Consider the following 18,390-nt stretch of genomic DNA (forward strand, 5'->3'; position numbering starts at 1 on the left):
TAAGGCATGTCACGGGGCACAAAAAAGCGCACAGTGACCCGAACACGGGCCACTGTGCGCTACGGAACGAGGAAGGTGGCCGGCGGTCAGCCGGCTACTCGGGCGGCGATGTCGTCGCCGATCTCACGGGTCTGCCGGGCCGCCCAGGCGCCCCCGCGCTCGACGAGGTCGTCGGCGACCGCCTGCTCGACGCGGGCGGCGGCCTCGGAGTGGCCGAGGTGGTCGAGCAGCATGGCGACCGACAGGATGGTCGCGCTCGGGTCGGCCTTGCCCTGGCCCGCGATGTCGGGCGCGGAGCCGTGGACAGGCTCGAACATGCTCGGAGCGGTGCGGTCGGGGTTGACGTTGCCGCTGGCCGACAGGCCGATGCCGCCGGCGATGGCGGCGCCGATGTCGGTGATGATGTCGCCGAAGAGGTTGTCGGTGACGATCACGTCGAACCGCTCGGGCTGCGAGACGAAGAACATCGACGCGGCGTCGACGTGGCAGTAGTCGGTGGTGACCTGAGGATATTCGGCGGCGACGCGGTTGACCGTGCGCTGCCAGAGGTCACCGGCGAAGGTGAGCACGTTGGTCTTGTGGACCAGCGTGAGCTTCCTGCGCTCGCGGCCCGCCGCCTTCTCGAAGGCGTAGCGGACGACGCGCTCGACGCCGTAGGCGGTGTTCACCGAGTCCTGCGTGGCGATCTCGTGGGGCGTGCCCTTGCGCAGCACGCCGCCGGCTCCGGCGTAGGGGCCCTCGGTGCCCTCGCGGACGACGACCATGTCGATGTCCTCGGGGCGGGCCTTGCCGAGAGGCGTCTCCACGCCCGGGAACAGCTTCACCGGGCGCAGGTTGACGTAGTGGTCGAGCTCGAACCGCAGGCGGAGCAGCAGCTCGCGCTCCAGCACGCCCGGCGGCACGCTCGGGTCGCCCACGGCGCCGAGCAGGATCGCGTCGAACCCGCGCAGCTCGGCGAGGACCGAGTCAGGCAGGGTCTCGCCGGTGGCGTGGTAACGCGCGGCACCCAGGTCGTAGTGAGTGGACTCGACCTTGACGCCGATCGCGTCGAGAACTTTGAGGCCCTCCGCGACGACCTCGGTGCCGATCCCGTCACCGGGGATCACTGCCAGGCGGATGTTGCTCGACTCCATGGAGGTACCTTATCGGGCTGTCTCGGAGATCGAACACCGATCTCACCATACGGGCAGCGTGGCGTCAGCGCTCCGGCGTGCCGCCGTTGTCGCGCAGGTCGAGGGCCGTCTGCAGCGCCTCGGCGACCTCGTCGTCATGGTCTTCCGGACGGTTCCACGGATACATGTCGTACATGGGAGTCTCCAGCTCTTCACAGAGAAAGGGGAGGTCGGCGCGCCACGACTCCGCGGCGGGTCGCCGGCCTGCTGGATCAGACCCCGCCGCGGCAGGTAATTACGAGAACCCGACGCATCCCCGCCAGATTACCCCAGCGGTCTCGTAGGACGACCTACCATCTCACCTCATGAGACGACAAAAGGCCGCCCCCGCCGGAGCGGAGACGGCCTCGTAAAAATCGGGTCAGCCCTCCAGGTCCACGACCCGGCCGCTGTCGGCGCCGATCTCGGCGGCGATCTGGTCGACCACGTCGGCCGGGGCCGCGGTGTCGAGGGTCAGCGCGATCAGGGCCTTGCCGCCCTTGGCCCCACGGGCGACCTGCATCGAGGCGATGTTCACGCTCTGCTCGCCGAGCAGGCGGCCCACGATGCCGACGATGCCGGGACGGTCGGTGTAGGTGAAGAACGCCAGGTGGTCGGTGGGCTCGATCTCCATCGTGAAGCCGTTGACCTCGACGATCTTGGTGATCTGGCGCGGGCCGGAGAGCGTGCCGGAGACCGAGACCGTGCGGCCGTCGGCGAGGACGCCGCGGACCGTGATCACGTTGCGCCAGTCGGGGCTGTCGGGGCTGGTGACCAGCTCGACGACGGTGCCCCGGTCCTGGGCCAGCAGCGGCGCGTTCACGTAGGTGACGCCACCCTCGACGACGTCGGTGAAGACGCCCTTGAGCGCGGCCAGCTCCAGCACCCGCACGTCCTGCGAGGCGATCTCGCCCCGGACCTCGACGACCAGGCGGGTGGCGACCTCGCCCGCCAGGGCGGTGAAGACGCGGCCGAGACGCTCGGTCAGCGGCAGGCCCGGCTTGACCTCCTCGGCCACCGCGCCGCCCTGCACGTTGACCGCGTCGGGCACGAACTCACCGGCGAGCGCGAGCTTGACGCTGCGGGCCACCTGGGTGCCGGCCTTCTCCTGGGCCTCGTGGGTGGAGGCGCCGAGGTGCGGCGTGACGACGACCTGGTCGAGCTCGAACAGCGGGCTGTCGGTGACGGGCTCCTTGGGGAACACGTCGATGCCGGCGCCGGCGACGCGGCCCTCCTTGATGGCGGAGTAGAGGGCGTTCTCGTCGATGATGCCGCCGCGCGCGACGTTGATCAGGCGCACGTTCGGCTTGACCATGTGCATCTCGCGGTCGCCGATGAGACCGATGGTCTCCTTCGACTTCGGCAGGTGGACGGTGATGAAGTCGGCCTGCTGGAGGACCTCCTCCAGGGTGACGAGCTTCACGCCCATCTGGGCCGCGCGGGCGGCCGGCAGGTAGGGGTCGTACGCGATCAGTTCGACCCCGAACGGCGCGAGGCGCTGCGCGACGAGCTGGCCGATCTTGCCGAGGCCGAGGATGCCGACGACCTTCTCGTCGAGCTCGACACCGGTGTACTTGGACCGCTTCCACTCGCCGCCCTTGAGCGCGGAGTGGGCCTGGGCGACGTTGCGGGCCGAGGCGAGGATGAGCGCGACGGTGTGCTCCGCGGCGCTGGTGATGTTCGAGGTGGGCGCGTTGACGACCATGACGCCGGCCTTGGTGGCCGCCTCGACGTCGACGTTGTCGAGGCCGACGCCCGCACGGGCCACCACGCGCAGCTTCGGCGCGTGGGCCACGGCCTCGGCGTCGACCTGGGTGGCGCTGCGCACGATCAGAGCGTCGACGTCGGAGAGAGCCGGAAGGAACGCGGACCTGTCGGCTCCGTCGACCTGACGGACCTCGAAGTCAGCTCCGAGGACGGCGAGACCGGCCTGGGAGAGCTCCTCTGCGACCAGTACGACGGGCTTGTTCACTGGTGATGTCCTTCGAACGTGACGACTGCATCGGTCGCCATGGAGTCTATCCGCGCCGTTCGGAGAGCCTTCGGAGGATCCGCCATACGAGACGGCTGTTACTCAGGGGAGTCGTGAGAATCCCTCACGTAAACAGCAGATCTGGGGGCATACCCGGCTTGGACCGCACCAATCCACACAGCCGCCAAGTTGGTATTGATCGCACCTAATCTTGGCGATTAGCCTGCTAAATCGTGGTTCGGTACCTATGGTTCAGCATATGAGCATCGGGAATCCCGCTCTCGGCGAAGTGCTCGCCCAGCACGGCAGTCCGCACCGACTTCTCTCCGCTTTGGCGGAATGGGGCATCCTCGTTGCGGTCCGGCCCGATCGTTCCGTGGTGCTCGGCACCACGCAGAGTGGCGAACGGGTGCTGCTCGGATACACGGGTCCGGCGACCTACGCGCGCCACCGGGGCAGCCACTCGCTGTCGGTCTGCGACGTGGACACCATCCTGGACATCCAGCGCGTGACCGGGGTCCGCGAGATCGTCATCGACGCCGCCGGGCCCGCCGCCGCGGCCGTGCCGATCGACGACCTCCAGCGGCACCTCCAGCAGACCCGCAGCGGTCCGCACCCCGTCCTGTCGGGCGCGACGCCGAACGCGTACGCGACCGGCAGCATGGGCAGGATCCCCAAGCCGCCGGTCCGCAGCGCCGCGCCGATGCCGCTGGGCGCGCCGGTCCCCCCGGCCCCACCGGTCCCACCGGCCCAGCAGCAGGCCCCCGCGCCGTGGATCCCCCAGCCGCGCCAGCACCTGTCGGGCGCGATGCAGGTGGTCGACCCCGGATACCAGCGGACGAACCATCCGATCCTGCCCGCCCTGCGGGTGGCGATCGCGGAATTACTGCGCGACTACTCGGTGATACACCATGTGTGGATCTCCGCCGCGCGGACCGTCTCCGGCTCCAGCGGGATCATGCTGCACGTCAAGGTGCACACCGCCAACGCCGAGGATCTCGTGCGCGACCTCCATCGGGGGGTCCGCGCCCGGCTGCCGCAACTGGCCGCCAGCGAGGCCCCGGTCCTGATGGCGCGGGTCGCCGACGCCTTCACCGAGCGCCGCATGATCGAGCTGGGGGCTCACGTCGTCTGTGCCGACGTAACAGACTGATCGATTCCCTACCCCATTTACCGTGATTGGGCTTGAATGTCGCCATGGTCACGGTCCCCACCCGAGTGCGCCTCGGCTATGCCGTCGGCTCCTTCTGCACGGCCAACTTCTCCACCATCCCCGGCCTGCTGCTGCTCATCTACATGACCAACGTGCTGGCCGTCGACCCCCTGCTGGCGGGGGTCGTGGTGTTCCTGCCGAAGGCGTGGGACCTGGTCGCCAACACCCTGGTCGGGCAGTGGTCCGACCGGACCGTCTCGCGGTGGGGGCCCCGGCGTCCCTGGCTGCTGGGCGGCGCGGCGATCCTGCCCGTCGCGTTCGTGCTGATGTTCGTCGGGCCGCCGCTCACCGGGGTCCCGGCCGCGCTCTACGTCGGCGTCGTCTTCCTGATCGCGGCCAGCGGGTACGCCCTCTACGAGGTCCCCTACAAGGCGATGCCCGCCGAGATGACCCACGACTACCACGAGCGCACCTCGCTGCTGCAGTGGCGCATGATCTTCATCGCGATCGGCATCGCGATGAGCGGCATTCTGGCGCCGATCCTCGCCGGTGACACCGTCGAGGGCTACCGCCTCATGGGCCTCGTGTTCGGGGTCGTGCTGCTGGTGTCGATGCTGGCGTCGTTCTTCGGCACCGCCGACGCCCCCTTCACCGGCCAGGCGGAGCCCGAGGGCACCCTGCGGGCCCAGCTCAGGGCGGCGCGCACCTCCAGGCCGTTCATGTGGCTGCTCGGCCTGAGCAGCGCGCAGACCCTCGGCGCGTACGTCATGCTCGCCGGCGCCCCCTACTTCGCGGCGTACACCCTGGACAGCACCGGCGCGACGACGACCCTGTTCGCGGCGCTGGTCGGCCCGATGCTCGTGACGATGCCGCTGTGGGTGTGGCTGGCCAGGAGGCTCGACAAGCGCGGCGCGATGATCCTCGCGGGCCTGCTGTTCCTGTCAGGTGCGGTCCTGGCCGTGGCGACCCCGGTCTTCGGGCCGGTCTACGCCCACATCGTGATCGTCGTCGTGGGCGTCGGGTACGCCGGCCTCCAGCTCCTGCAGTTCTCGATGCTGGCCGACGTGATCGCCTACGACGGCCTGGTGAGCGGCAAGCGGCGCGGCGGGGTCTTCACCGGCCTGTGGACCGCGGTCGAGAGCGCCGTGGCCGCCTTCGGCGCGACGATCTACGGCGCGACCCTGGCGATCGGCGGCTTCCGCGAGTCGGACCCCGGCAACCCGGTCGTCCAGCCGGAGAGCGCGGAGCTCGCGGTGCTCGTCGGGATCACGCTGATCCCCGCCGCGATCATCCTCGTCGGGGTCCTGATGACCTTCAAATACGACCTCACGAGTGCCAAGATGTCACAGGTTTCACAGGATGTGACGTAAATCACATGAACCTCGGTTGGAACGTGGCCATCAGGGATTCCGTAACGGGATGATCTCGGCCAGGTCACCGAATATGACGGTTTTCCTCACAGGCCATCTCCCACCAGGCCATACTTCACTTCCATTCCAGAGCTTCGGAACCCCACCCCTGGAAGGAAGTTCATGAAGACTTCACTCCGCGCGCTCTTCTGCGCCGGTGTGCTGCTGGCCGCCACGCTCCCGGCGATCGGCTCGGCCTCAGCGGCGTCGGCGCAGGCACAGGCCGCCCGCTGCCGCATCATCGCCTCGAAGCCGGCCGTGAACCAGCTCGGCCAGCTGTCCGCCGTCGGCTCCCGCAGCGGCAACTGCTTCGGCAAGACCCGGGTCCGGGTGCGCATCAAGGAGGCCGTCGCCGGCCCGGACACCACGCTCAAGAGCGGCTCGAAGGTGGTCCGCACCGCGAAGCTCCGCGTCCGCGCGGCCTGCGAGCCCGGCGTGTACTACACCCAGGTGACCGGCCGCTTCGGCCAGGTCGTCAACTCGCGCAAGGTGCGCATCACCACCTGCACGCCGGCCCCCGCGCCGACCCCCAGCCCGTCTCCCTCGCCCTCGGCCTCGCCCTCCACGTCGCCGAGCGCCACCCCGACGGCCACGCCGACGCCCGCCCCCGGCGGCACCACCGTCGGGACGGCCGTCGAGAACGAGGTCGTGCGGCTGACCAACGCCGAGCGCGCCAAGGCCGGCTGTGGCGCCCTGACGCACGACGCCAAGCTGCGCACCGCCGCCTTCAACCACTCGGCCGACATGTCGGCCAAGAACTACTTCAGCCACGACTCGGCTGACGGCCGCAAGTTCTCCGACCGCATCAAGCAGGCCGGGTTCAGCTTCCGCGCCGCGGGCGAGAACATCGCCAAGGGCTACCAGACGGCCGCCCAGGTCGTTCAGGGCTGGATGGACAGCCCCGGCCACAAGGCGAACATCCTGAATTGCACCTATACGCACATTGGCGTGGGCCACGTGGCAGCGGGTGGGCCATACTGGACGCAAGACTTCGCCAAGCCCTGATCACAGGGGCTATCTGGACACCGGCCTGACCGAAAGCGGATACTCCAGACATGAGCTCCGAGCCTCACGTGCGCGCCTCAGACGAGGACCGCGAGCGTGCGCTCAACGAGCTCCGTGAGAGGGCGGCCGAAGGCCATCTCTCGATGGAGACGTTCGTCGGCAGGGTCGACCAGGCACTCAGGGCACGCAGTGCCGCAGAACTCGAACAGCTCGTCGCCGACCTGCCCCAACGGGGCAGGTTCCGGCGCCGGGCCACCGACATCGTCGGTTCGGTGTCCGACTTCAGCACCCGCATCCGGGCGGCCTGGCGCCGCCCCAAACTCCCCCGCCTCGCACTGCCGGCAGACACGCGGATCCGGTACGTCGTGGGGCGAGGCTCGGCCTGCGACCTGGTCCTGGCCGACCTGACCGTGTCGCGGATCCACGCGGAACTGCGACGAGAGGAAGACCACTGGCTGCTGGTCGACCTGGGCTCACTGAACGGCACCCGCCTGAACGGGTGGCGGCTGGTGGGCCCGGCCCGAGTCCGCAGCGGTGATGAGATCAGCTTCGGCGACTGCGCCTTCCTGGTGTCGGTCCCGCTCTGACCGAACGACGAAGCCCGGCTCCCCTGATCAAGGAGCCGGGCTTCTCGTCTTCCCGGCTCCGACTCCGCAGCATCGTGGCGGGGCACGATGATCGCGCCGTGGACAAACGACGAACCCGGCCCCTTGGTGAAAGGGACCGGGTTCGGTCGTCAGGCCCGTTCGTCCGGCTGAAAGCGGACGAACCCGCGCGTGCGGAGCACGCGCCATCGACTAAGCCTGGTTCTGGAGCCAGCTCATCATCGGGCGGAGCTTGGCGCCCGTCTTCTCGATGGGGTGCTCGGCCAGTTCGTCGCGGTACTGCTGGAAGCGCTTCTGGCCGCCGTCGAACTCGGCGACGAGCTCACGCGCGAACTCGCCCGACTGGACCTCGTCGAGGATGCGGCGCATCTCCTTCTTGGTCTCGTCGTTGATGAGGCGCGGGCCGCGCGAGTAGCCGCCGTACTCGGCGGTGTCGGAGACCGACCAGTACATCTTGTGGATGCCGCCCTCGTACATGAGGTCGACGATGAGCTTCATCTCGTGGAGGCACTCGAAGTAGGCGACCTCGGGCTGGTAGCCGGCCTCGATCAGGGTCTCGAAGCCCGCCTTGATGAGCTCGGACACGCCGCCGCAGAGCACGGCCTGCTCGCCGAACAGGTCGGTCTCGGTCTCCTCGGTGAAGGTGGTCTTCAGCGCGCCGGCGCGGGTGCCGCCGATGCCCTTGGCGTACGAGAGCGCGAGCGGCCAGGCGTTGCCCGTCGCGTCCTTCTCCACCGCCACGAGGCACGGCACGCCGCGGCCGGCGGCGTACTGGCGGCGGACCAGGTGGCCCGGGCCCTTCGGGGCGACCATGGCGACGTCGACGCCCGCGGGGGCCTCGATGAGGCCGTAGCGGATGTTGAGGCCGTGGCCGAAGAAGAGGGCGTCGCCCTCGACCAGGTTCGGCGCGACGTGCTCGGCGTAGAGGTGACGCTGGATGTGGTCGGGCGCCAGGATCATCGTCAGGTCGGCCTCTTCGACCGCCTGCGACGGGTTGAGCACCCGCAGGCCGTCGGCCTCGGCCTTCTCCCGGCTCTTGGAGCCCTCGGGGAGCCCGACGCGGACGTCGACGCCGGAGTCGCGCAGGCTGAGCGCGTGCGCGTGGCCCTGGCTGCCGTAGCCCAGGACGGCGACGTGGCGGCCCTGGATGATCGACAGGTCGGCGTCGTTGTCGTAGTAGATCTCAGTCACTTCGATAGACCTTTCAGGGTTTCTTAAGCGGTCCGGTCCAGGGCCCGGAGCGAGCGGTCGGTGATCGACCGGGCACCGCGGCCGATGGCCACCATGCCCGACTGCACGAGTTCCTTGATGCCAAACGGCTCAAGGACGCGCACGAACGCCTCCAGCTTGTCGACCGTACCGGTGACCTCGATGGTGACCGCGTCGGGGGCGACGTCAACACAGCGCGCCCGGAACAGGTTGACCAGTTCCAGGACGTGGCTGCGCGAGTCGGCGTCCGCCCGCACCTTGATCAGCATGAGTTCGCGCTGCACGGACTGGTTCGTGTCCAGCTCGACGATCTTGAGGACGTTCACCAGCTTGTTGAGCTGCTTGGTGACCTGCTCGAGCGGCAGTTCCTCGACGTTGACGACGATCGTCATGCGCGAGACGTCGGCGTGTTCCGTCGGGCCGACCGCGAGCGAGTCGATGTTGAACCCGCGGCGGCTGAACAGGGCCGAGACCCGGGCCAGCACGCCGGGCTTGTTCTCGACCAAGACGGAGAGGGTGTGCCTGGTGCTCATCAGTCCTCGTGCTCCCACTTCGGCGCCATGTCACGGGCGTACTTGATGTCGTCGTTGCTGGTGCCGGCGGCGACCATCGGCCAGACCATGGCGTCCTGGTGCACCACGAAGTCGATCACGACGGGCATGTCGGTGATCTCCCTCGCCTTCCGGATGGTGTCGTCGACGTCTTCGGGCCGCTCGCAGCGCAGGCCGACGCAGCCGTAGGCCTCGGCCAGTTTGACGAAGTCGGGGATGCGGCGGGCGGACTGGAGGTCGGTGTTGCTGTAGCGCTCCCCGTAGAAGAGGGTCTGCCACTGCCGGACCATGCCGAGGTTGCCGTTGTTGATGACCGCGATCTTGACCGGCACGCCTTCGAGCGCGCAGGTCGCGAGCTCCTGGTTGGTCATCTGGAAGCAGCCGTCGCCGTCGATGGCCCAGACTTCCTTGTCGGGACGGCCCATCTTGGCGCCCATCGCCGCCGGGACCGCGAAGCCCATCGTGCCGGCGCCGCCGGAGTTGATGAACGAGCCGGGGTTCTCGTAGCCGATGAACTGGGAGGCCCACATCTGGTGCTGGCCGACGCCCGCGACGTAGATCGCGTCGGGGCCGACCAGTTCGCTGATGCGCTCCATGATGTACTGCGGGGCCAGCGAGCCGTCCTCATAGGTGTCGTAGCCGAGGGCGTAGGTCTCGCGGTAGGCGTCGAGGTGGCGCCACCACTCGGCGTAGTCGCCCTTGCGGCCGTCGGCCTTGATCGCCGCGACCAGGTCGGAGATGACCTCCTTGCAGTCGCCCACGATCGGGACGTCGGCATGGCGGTTCTTGGAGATCTCGGCCGGGTCGATGTCGGCGTGGACGACCTTGGCGTGCGGCGCGAAGGTGTCGAGCCGGCCGGTGACGCGGTCGTCGAAGCGGGCGCCGAGCACGACCATCAGGTCGCTGCGCTGGAGCGCGCCGACCGCCGCGACCGTGCCGTGCATGCCGGGCATGCCGAGGTGCTGGCGGTGGCTGTCGGGGAAGGTGCCCCGGGCCATCAGGGTCGTGATGACCGGGATGCCGGTCAGCTCGGCCAGTTCGAGGAGCTCGGGCGACGCGGTCGCCTTGTGGACGCCGCCGCCGACGTACAGGACCGGGCGCTTGGCCTCGGCGATGAGCCGGGCCGCCTCCCTGATCTGCTTGGAGTGGGGACGGGTGACCGGACGGTAGCCCGGCAGCTGCATCTGGACCGGCCAGGTGAAGGTGGTGGTCGCCTGGAGCGCATCCTTGGCGATGTCGACGAGCACGGGGCCGGGACGGCCGCTCGCCGCGATGTGGAACGCCTCGACGATCGTGCGGGGGATGTCCGCAGGGTCGGTGACGAGGAAGTTGTGCTTGGTGATCGGCATGGTGATGCCGGAGATGTCCGCCTCCTGGAAGGCGTCGGTGCCGATGGCGGCCGAGGCGACCTGCCCAGTGATCGCGACGATCGGCACCGAGTCCATGTAGGCGTCGGCGATGGGGGTGACGAGGTTGGTGGCGCCCGGCCCGCTCGTGGCCATGCACACACCGACCCTGCCGGTGGCCTGCGCGTAGCCCTCGGCGGCGTGCCCGGCGCCCTGCTCGTGACGCACGAGCACGTGCCGGACCTTCTTGGAGTCGTAGAGGGGATCGTAGGCGGGGAGGATCGCACCGCCGGGGATCCCGAACACGGTGTCGACCCCGACCTGCTCCAGTGCCCGCACCAGGGCCTGAGCACCTGTCATCTGTTCGGTCATCGGCTCGTTCCTTGTGACTGAGCTGGGCGTGTTCCGGCATAAAAAATGCCCCATCCGCAGAGGCGGGACTGGGGCGGCGCGCGCAGGACTCTGGACTTCGTCAGGCGCGCCTGCGAAGTACTACGAGAAGGATCCCACCGCGATGCATGGACCCACCTTGTCCGATGAAACGGGCACTCGTCAAATCCGGTGGGACGGCCATCTCGCAGTGTGAGATCGCGGCTCGAATTGAGTAAAGGGCTACTCACGCGGAGCGAGCGGCGGCGGGGGACGCTGGTGGCCGTTCGTCAGACCACCAGCGAGAAGAAAGAGGAACCGTGAGATCAATCATGAGAGGTCGCCTCGCCGGCGCTCTCGCGGCGGGGACGTTGCTCCTCGGGCTCGGCGCCACCGCGGCGAACGCCGCCTCCCCCACCCTCGTCGTCAACTACAACAGCGGCCAGTGTCTCGAGGTCAACAACGCCAGCCTCGCGGCCGGCGCCGGGGTGCTCCAGTGGACGTGCCACGGCGGCAACCACCAGCGCTGGCGGGTGATCGACCTGGGGAACGGATACGTCCGGCTCCAGGTGGAGCACAGCGCACAGTGCCTGGAGGTCAACAACGCCAGCCTCGCCGCCGGCGCGGGGGTCCTGCAGTGGCCCTGCCACGGCGGCACCCACCAGCAGTGGCAGCGGATCAACACGGGCGGCGGCTACTACCTCTACAAGGCCCGGCACAGCAGCCAGTGCCTCGAGGTCAGCAACGGCAGCTTCTGGCTCGGCGCCGGCGTCCTGCAGTGGCCCTGCCACGGCGGCAACCACCAGCGCTGGACCCTGGTGCCCTGACCGCGTCAAGCCGGGGGGTGCGTGACTCCCGGCGTCTCAGGCGGAGGCGGTGAGGGTCGTCCGCATCAGGGTGTCGACGCCCTGGGCGGCCATCGGGCGGCCGACCAGGTAGCCCTGACCCCGGCTGCAGCCCATCTCCCTGAGCAGGTCGAGCTGCTCGGGACGCTCAATCCCCTCCGCCACCACGATCAGCCCCAGGTCGTGCCCGAGACGCACGATGGTGCGGGTGAGGAGGCTGAGCGTCTCGTCGCGGCCGAGGCCGCTGACGAAGGAGGGGTCGATCTTGATGATGTCGACCGGGAGCTGGCGGAGCAGGGCGAGGGACGCGTAACCCGTGCCGAAGTCGTCGATCGCCAGCCGGACGCCGAGCGCGCGCAGGTCCGACAGCTTGCCGATGGTGTCCTCGGCGTCCTCGACGAGCATCTCCTCGATCACCTCAAGGGTGAGGGCGCTCGGCGGCAGGCCGCTGTCGGACAGGGCCTCCGAGACGGTCTCGACGAAACCGGCGGCCATGATCTGGCGCTTGGACAGGTTGACCGACAGGCCGATGTCCCAGCTCGCCGCGCGCCACTCGGCGACCTCGCGGCAGGCCTCGCGCAGTATCCACTCGCTCAGCGGCACGATCAGGCCGGTGTCCTCGGCGGTGCCGAGGAACTGCTCGGGCGGGGTGAACACGCCGCTCCCCCGGCACCAGCGCACCAGCGCCTCGACGGCGGTGACGCGGGAGGTGGCCAGATCGACCACGGGCTGGTATTCGATCGCGAACTGCTGGTCGAGCAGGGCCCGCTGGAGGTCGGCGGCGGTCTCCAGGCGGCGTACGGCCTCGGCGTGCATGTGGGCCGCGAAGACCTCGACCCGGCGCCCGCCCAGGCCCTTGGCCCGCGCCATCGCCACGTCGGCGTTGCGCAGCAGGTCGGCGGCGGAGGTGCCGGGCTCGGTGAAGGCCACCCCGACCGAGGCGGTCAGCGCGATGTCGCGGTCGGCCACCCGGAACGGCTCCTGCGAGACGGCCCGGACCAGGCGCTCGGCCAGGTCGACGACCATCTGCGCGTCGGCCCCTGCCTCCAGCAGCACGGCGAACTCGTCGCCGCCCCACCGGGCCAGCGTGTCGTCGGCGCGCAGCGCCTGGCGCAGCCGCCGGGCGGCCTGCCCGAGGAGGTAGTCGCCGGAGGCGTGGCCCACGGAGTCGTTGACGCCGGTGAAGCCGTCGAGGTCGAGGAAGATCACGGCGGTGCCGGCCGAGCGGGCGAGCACCTCGCGGGTGCGCTCCTCGAAGTAGGCCCGGTTGGGCAGCCCGGTCACGCCGTCGTGGAAGGTCAGGTGGGTGACCTGGTTGCGGAGCGCCACCTGGTCGGAGACGTCGCGGGTGGTCACCAGGATCAGTTCTTCGCGGCGCACGTCGCGGGTGGCCACCGACTCGGTCGGCCGCCAGGTGCCGTCGGCGGCGCGGACCCGGCAGGCCAGCCGGCAGGTGCCGTAGCGCTCGATGTTGCCGTCGTCCTCGGCGACCTGGCGGAGCAGCCCCTGGATGGCGGGCACGTCCTCGGGGTGGACGTAGTCGACGATCGGCTTGCCGAGCAGGTGGGCGGGCGCGTAGCCGTAGGTGGTCTCGACGCCGTCGCTGATCTCCTGGACGACCCCTTCGAGGTCGACCATCAGCACGACGTCGCCGGTGTTCTCGGCGAGCTGGCGCAGCTGCCGCTCGCTCACGACCGCCTGCCGCCGCATGCCGTCGGCCGACAGCATCACCACGAGCAGCCGGGCCAGCAGCACGGCCACGGCCGAGACCGCGACGATCGGCATGAGCACGTCACCGGTGGCGGCGGCCGCCTTCACGGCCACCACGATCACGGCCGTGAGCACCAGAGCGTAGGGGGTGGCGGTGATCACCACGGGCGGGGTCGCGGCGCCCCGCTGGTCCGAGGGCACCCGGCGGCGTCCGGGCTCCTCGATCCACGGCGCCACGGCCAGCGCGACGAAACCCAGGGGCGCGACCACTCCGGCCGGGACCATGGGGTCGACGCCGTTGAGCCGGGCCACGGCCGTGGCCAGCTCGGCCACGGTGACCGCGAACAGCACCCCGAGCCCGGCCAGCCCGACCGACCGGTTGGCCGCCCGGGAGACCGCCACGAACGGCGCGGCCGCGCAGGTCGCCAGCAGGCACAGCACCGGCAGCGCGAGGGTGGTGTAGAAGGCGCCCGGCTCCTCGGCCTTGGCGAACATCGGCGCGAGCAGCAGCGCCCAGGTGATCGCGAACAGCGCGGCGGCCGACAGGTAGCCGTCGCTGATCTGCCGGAACAGCCCGCGGCTCTGCGGCGGGGGCAGCGAGGTCAGCCAGCAGCCGATCATCATCAGCAGCGCCCCGACCAGCAGCATGAGGTCGGCGAAGGTGAGCACGAAGGCGGTGCCCTCGGCGACCGGCCGCACGCCGATGCCGGCCAGCCAGGTCAGCGCGCCACCGGCCAGCCACCGCCAGCCGACGGCCTCTCTGCGGTCGCTCGCCGTGTCGCTCACCGTGTCGCCCGCGCCCCGGTCGCCCGAGATGATCCGGCCCGAGGCCACCACCAGGGAGGCAGCCGCGAGCAGACCCGTCACCAGGCCCGCCACCGCCGTCACCGCGGAGGCGGATCCCCCCGCTATCAGGGCAGCGGCGATGATCACCGCGCCGAGCCCGGCCGCGGCGATGAGCGAGACCCTGGGGTCACGCGTGCCGTTCACGCTCGTCGCCCTTTACTTCCGGTCACATCGTCAGTTTGCGCGCCGGTGCCGCCCCTGATGGGGACATCGGCCCAGTCGTCACCGATCTGATAAACAGGAATTCACGGTACGGACCCGAGGTCACGGCCTCGCTACGGTCCGGAACCAGATTGCGAAGGTTCAGTAGCCCGCGCTGATGATATTGGTCAGCGGCCGGCCGGCGTGCAGCCTCCGCAACTGCGCCTCGACATAGACAAGCGCGCGCCGGGTCGAGGCGGGGGTGCTGCCCGCGACGTGGGGGGTGATGAACAGGTGGGGCGCCTTCCAGAGGGGATGACCGTCGGGGAGCGGCTCGGGGTCGGTGACGTCGAGCGCCGCCCGCAGACGCCCCGACTCCAGCTCGGCCAGCAGCGCCCCGGTGTCGACGACGGGCCCCCGGGCGGCGTTGACGAGCAGCGCGCCGTCCTTCATCCGGGCCAGGAACGCCTTGTCGACCATGCCCTTGGTGGCGGGAGTGGCCGGGACCAGCAGCACCACGACGTCGGCCCGGGGCAGCAGGTCCGGCAGTTCCGTCTCGGCGTGGACGCCGTCACGGGCGCTGCGGGCCACCCTGACGACGTCGACCTCGAAACCGGCGAGGCGGCGTTCGAGGGCGGCGCCGATGGAGCCGTACCCGATGATCAGGACCGTGGAGTCGGCCAGGACGCCGGTGTGCTGGTAGGCCCAGCGGCCCTGCTCCTGGGAGCGGACGAAGGCGGGGAACTCGCGCTGCATCGCGATCATCGCGCCGACCGCCCATTCGGCGGTTCCCGCGTCGTGGACGCCCCTGGCGTTGCACAGCATCACACCATCGGGGACGTGGGGCAGGTAGGGTTCGACCCCGGCGGTAACCGTCTGGATGAGGCGCAAACGTGTCATCCGCGACAGCAGCCCCGAGATGTCCGGCACCGGGATGAGCGGGGGGACCCACACCTCGACGTCCTGCGCCCCGGGCGGTTCGGGGTGGTCTCGCCCGTCGAAAACGGTGTATTCGACGTCGGCCAGGTCAGTCGGGATCGCGGACTCGGCCTGCGGGGCCACCCAGATCTTCACAGAGACCAACCCTAATGACTGGCACAGAAGGGTGTTAATGATGGGCGTAGGCCGGACCGGGCTGCTCACGCTGGCGGCCGCACTGACGGTGAGCTGCACGGCCGCCTGCACGTCGGAGGTCGGGGTGGGCACGGGCGTGACCCCGACCCCCCTCGCGGCGACGGCGGCGACCTCCGCTCCCCCGTCGGACGGCCCGCGCACCCTGGTCGAGGGCCTCGAAGTGCCCTGGGCCATCGCGTTCCTGCCCAGCGGCGACGCCCTCGTGACCGAGCGCAACTCTGGGCAGATCGTCCAGGTGGCCGCGTCGGGCCGCAAGACCGAGATCGGCGCCGTCGACGGGGTGTCCGCGGCGGGCGAGGGCGGCCTCATGGGCATCGCGGTCTCTCCCTCGTACGAGGAGGACAAGCAGATCTTCGTCTATCTCACGTCGTCGTCGGACAACCGGATCGTCCGCTACACCTTCGACGGCGCGCTGTCCGACCCGAAGCCGATCGTGACCGGCATCCCGAAGGGCGGCATCCACAACGGCGGCCGCCTGGCCTTCGGCCCCGACGGTTTCCTGTACGCCTCCACCGGCGAGATCGGCGACCGGGGCCTGTCCCAGGACCGCGACTCCCTGGCCGGGAAGATCCTCCGCATGACGGCCGACGGCAAGCCCGCCCCCGAGAACCCCTTCGGCAGCCTGGTCTGGAGCATGGGCCACCGCAACGTCCAGGGCCTGGCCTGGGACGAGAGCGGCAACATGTACGCCACCGAGTTCGGCCAGAACACCTTCGACGAGGTCAACCTGATCCGTGCGGGCGGCAACTACGGCTGGCCCGAGGTCGAGGGCGTCGCCGCCGACGACCGCTACGTGAACCCGCTGGTGACCTGGTCGACCGACGAGGCGTCGCCCTCCGGCCTGGCCTACGCCGGTCACGCGGTGTGGGCGGCGGCCCTGCGCGGCGAGCGGCTGTGGAAGGTCCCGGTCACCCAGGACGGCGTGGCGGGCCGCCCCGAGGCGCTCTACGAGGGCGAGTTCGGCCGGCTGCGCTCGATCGCGACGGCCCCCGACGGCTCGCTGTGGGTGGGCACCAGCAACCGCGACGGGCGCGGCGACCCGAAGGACGGCGACGACCGCATCCTGGTGATCCCGGTGCGCTAGTCGGCCGAGGGGCAGGTGACCTCGGGGCGGGGCTTGTAGACCGTCTTGATGGACTCGGGCCGCTCGGCCGTGCCGTCGGGGCGGATCCGCTCGCGGAGGGTCACGATGGTGAAGCCGGTGACGCCCGGCACGGGCACGCAGCCCGCCGGGCGGACGTCCGCCGGGGCGGTGGTGAACTGGGTGCGGTCGCTCTGGGTGAGCTTCACCGTGTACGTCTTGGTGCCCCACAGCGACACCACCATGACGGTGTCGGAGGCCGAGGCCTGGATGAGCACGCCGTGGTCGGTGTTGTTGCGCCAGACCAGGTCGGGCCCCGGGTAGGAGACGACGACCTCGCGCCCGGCCGGGTAGGGCGGCAGGAACGACTCGTGCGGCGTCGCCTCGACGATGTCCAGGCCGCTTTCGAGGGCGGCGTTGTAGAGGACCGTCCCGGCGACCGAGACCCCCGGCACGTCCTGGGTGCGCCGGCCGTCGGTCTCGATCGGCTCGCCGAGGCCGACGTAGCCGGGCTGGCCCACGCGGCGACCGGTGGCCTGGTTGAGGGAGAAGGTCTCGCCGGGCCGGACGATCAGGCCGTTGATCCGCCGCGCGGTCTCCTTGATGTTCTCCACGCGCGGCTGGCAGCAGGTGTAGCTCATGTCGACCCGGACCAGCTGGGTCTCGATGCCGAGCCCGGCGGCCTCCTTGTCGTCGAGGCCGGGTCTGAGCGGGGTCATCGGCACGGCCACCGTCCGGGCGCTCGCCCGGCCCAGGACGGCGATGATCTGCGCGCCCAGCTTGGAGGTGTCGATGTCGATCCCGGCCCGTCCGGGCACGAGTTGGGGCCGTCCGCCGCTGATGACGAAGGTCGCGTCGCGGGGGGCGTCTCCGGCGGGCACGAATCGCATGCCCCGGGTCGCGGCGGCCGCGTCGAACCGGGGTTGCAGCCCGCCGCCCTGACCCGGCACGAAGGTCAGTGCTGCCGCGATGTCGGGCTGGGTGAGCTGCAGCGAGATGCCTCCGTGGGTCAGCGTGACCGGCGCCGCGACCGCCTTGCGCGCCCACGCGACCGCCCGGTTGACGCCGTCGCGCGTGACGCGGGGAACGGCTCTGGCCGGTTTGACGTCGACGATGATGTCGGGGTTCAGGAAGGCGCCGCGCACCTCCGCCGCCACTCTCGGCACGTCGAGCGCGGTCCCCTCCTTCGGGTAGACCGGCACGGGCCGCAGCCCGTCGAAGGTGACCCCGCCCTCCACCACCGGCCGCTCCAGCGCCCGCACCACCTGGGTGGAGATGACCTCGCCCAGCCGGTTGCTGTCGACCTGGACGACCGGCGCGACCTCCCGCCCGCCGGTGACCGACCGCCAGACGTCGACCGGGCTGGGGAACCCCCTGGGCAGCGCCCGGACGGTGGCCGGGATGTCGATGGTCAGGCCGCTCTGCTCCGGCGCGATCCGCTCGCTCTTGGTCCCGTCGCGCACCACGATGGCGTTGGCGGCCGGCCCGACCAGCCCCGTGGTCAGCCGGGCGGCGGCCTCGGTCGCGGTCATCCCGCCCACGTCGACGCCGAGCACGCTGGTCCCGGCGTAGACGGTCCCGGCCATCAGGAAGGCGGGGACGGCGTACAGGACCGCCAGCACGATCCCCACCGAGAGAAGACAGGGCCGCACCCAGCGGGTCTTCGGCTCGTCGTCGGGCAGATCGTCGAGCGGGAGCGGCTGGGGCGGCGGGGACTTCCTGGCCTTGCGCGGCGTCGCGACCGGCCAGACCTCGACCTTGGCGGGCGGCGGTAACGACGTCTCGGGCGGAGCGGTCTTGACGAGGGGCGCGCTGCCGAAGATGTCCGATGTCACGCCCGGGGGCAGCGAGCCGTTGGCTCGA

14 protein-coding genes are annotated in these 18,390 nt (G+C 70.4%); 6 read left to right on the forward strand and 8 right to left on the reverse strand.

The window, feature by feature from the left end; translation table 11 throughout:
- Nucleotides 1–86: 86 nt before the first annotated feature.
- Together AW270_RS22330 and serA are read right to left on the reverse strand one after the other, a co-directional pair.
- Nucleotides 87–1,133, reverse strand: a complete 1,047-nt coding sequence (locus tag AW270_RS22330; RefSeq protein ID WP_061297075.1) for a 3-isopropylmalate dehydrogenase — start codon at nucleotides 1,131–1,133, stop codon at nucleotides 87–89.
- Between the two features lie 400 nt (nucleotides 1,134–1,533).
- A complete protein-coding gene (serA, locus tag AW270_RS22335) occupies nucleotides 1,534–3,123 on the reverse strand; it encodes a phosphoglycerate dehydrogenase (RefSeq protein WP_061297076.1) in 1,590 nt (529 codons plus the stop codon).
- A gap of 259 nt (nucleotides 3,124–3,382) precedes the next feature.
- On the opposite strand from serA, the gene AW270_RS22340 reads away from it, so the two are divergent.
- The 4 genes from AW270_RS22340 (at nucleotide 3,383) to AW270_RS22355 (ending at nucleotide 7,277) form a co-directional block, all read left to right on the forward strand.
- A complete protein-coding gene (locus tag AW270_RS22340) occupies nucleotides 3,383–4,276 on the forward strand; it encodes a hypothetical protein (protein ID WP_061297077.1) in 894 nt (297 codons plus the stop codon).
- A gap of 44 nt (nucleotides 4,277–4,320) precedes the next feature.
- Nucleotides 4,321–5,646 (forward strand): MFS transporter, encoded by a 1,326-nt coding sequence (locus AW270_RS22345; RefSeq protein WP_061297078.1) that lies wholly within the window; start codon nucleotides 4,321–4,323, stop codon nucleotides 5,644–5,646.
- Nucleotides 5,647–5,808: 162 nt separating this feature from the next.
- Nucleotides 5,809–6,690 carry a CAP domain-containing protein gene (locus AW270_RS22350; RefSeq protein ID WP_061297079.1) on the forward strand — a complete coding sequence of 294 codons (882 nt, stop codon included), beginning with the start codon at nucleotides 5,809–5,811 and terminating at the stop codon, nucleotides 6,688–6,690.
- Nucleotides 6,691–6,740: 50 nt separating this feature from the next.
- Nucleotides 6,741–7,277, forward strand: a complete 537-nt coding sequence (locus tag AW270_RS22355; RefSeq protein ID WP_061297080.1) for an FHA domain-containing protein — start codon at nucleotides 6,741–6,743, stop codon at nucleotides 7,275–7,277.
- Nucleotides 7,278–7,487: 210 nt separating this feature from the next.
- Here AW270_RS22355 and ilvC read toward each other — a convergent pair whose 3' ends face one another.
- Genes ilvC through AW270_RS22370 form a run of 3 tightly spaced genes read right to left on the reverse strand, consistent with a single transcriptional unit; the run spans nucleotide 7,488 to nucleotide 10,827 of the window.
- On the reverse strand, nucleotides 7,488–8,477 hold the full coding sequence (gene ilvC / locus AW270_RS22360; RefSeq protein WP_061297207.1) for a ketol-acid reductoisomerase: 990 nt from the start codon (nucleotides 8,475–8,477) through the stop codon (nucleotides 7,488–7,490).
- Between the two features lie 32 nt (nucleotides 8,478–8,509).
- The gene (gene ilvN, locus AW270_RS22365) at nucleotides 8,510–9,037 is read right to left on the reverse strand and encodes an acetolactate synthase small subunit (protein ID WP_061297081.1); all 528 of its coding nucleotides are present in this window, start codon (nucleotides 9,035–9,037) and stop codon (nucleotides 8,510–8,512) included.
- The gene (locus AW270_RS22370) at nucleotides 9,037–10,827 is read right to left on the reverse strand and encodes an acetolactate synthase large subunit (RefSeq protein WP_082801751.1); all 1,791 of its coding nucleotides are present in this window, start codon (nucleotides 10,825–10,827) and stop codon (nucleotides 9,037–9,039) included. The genes ilvN and AW270_RS22370 overlap by 1 nt, the downstream gene beginning before the upstream one ends.
- Before the next feature lie 275 nt (nucleotides 10,828–11,102).
- On the opposite strand from AW270_RS22370, the gene AW270_RS22375 reads away from it, so the two are divergent.
- Nucleotides 11,103–11,597, forward strand: coding sequence for an RICIN domain-containing protein (locus AW270_RS22375; RefSeq protein ID WP_082801752.1), 495 nt, complete (start codon nucleotides 11,103–11,105; stop codon nucleotides 11,595–11,597).
- A 36-nt stretch (nucleotides 11,598–11,633) separates the two neighbouring features.
- Here AW270_RS22375 and AW270_RS41845 read toward each other — a convergent pair whose 3' ends face one another.
- A complete protein-coding gene (locus AW270_RS41845) occupies nucleotides 11,634–14,315 on the reverse strand; it encodes a putative bifunctional diguanylate cyclase/phosphodiesterase (RefSeq protein WP_275477767.1) in 2,682 nt (893 codons plus the stop codon).
- A 159-nt stretch (nucleotides 14,316–14,474) separates the two neighbouring features.
- Nucleotides 14,475–15,386, reverse strand: a complete 912-nt coding sequence (locus AW270_RS22385) for a 2-hydroxyacid dehydrogenase (protein ID WP_061297084.1) — start codon at nucleotides 15,384–15,386, stop codon at nucleotides 14,475–14,477.
- 40 nt (nucleotides 15,387–15,426) lie between these two features.
- On the opposite strand from AW270_RS22385, the gene AW270_RS22390 reads away from it, so the two are divergent.
- A complete protein-coding gene (locus AW270_RS22390) occupies nucleotides 15,427–16,530 on the forward strand; it encodes a PQQ-dependent sugar dehydrogenase (RefSeq protein WP_061297209.1) in 1,104 nt (367 codons plus the stop codon).
- On the opposite strand, the gene AW270_RS22395 is transcribed toward AW270_RS22390, so the two are convergent.
- Nucleotides 16,527–18,362: a VanW family protein gene (locus AW270_RS22395; protein ID WP_061297085.1), complete on the reverse strand. Its 1,836-nt coding sequence runs from the start codon at nucleotides 18,360–18,362 to the stop codon at nucleotides 16,527–16,529. The genes AW270_RS22390 and AW270_RS22395 overlap by 4 nt on opposite strands.
- Between the last annotated feature and the right edge of the window lie 28 nt (nucleotides 18,363–18,390).

The organism is Herbidospora cretacea (assembly GCF_001570605.1).
GTDB lineage: Bacteria > Actinomycetota > Actinomycetes > Streptosporangiales > Streptosporangiaceae > Herbidospora > Herbidospora cretacea.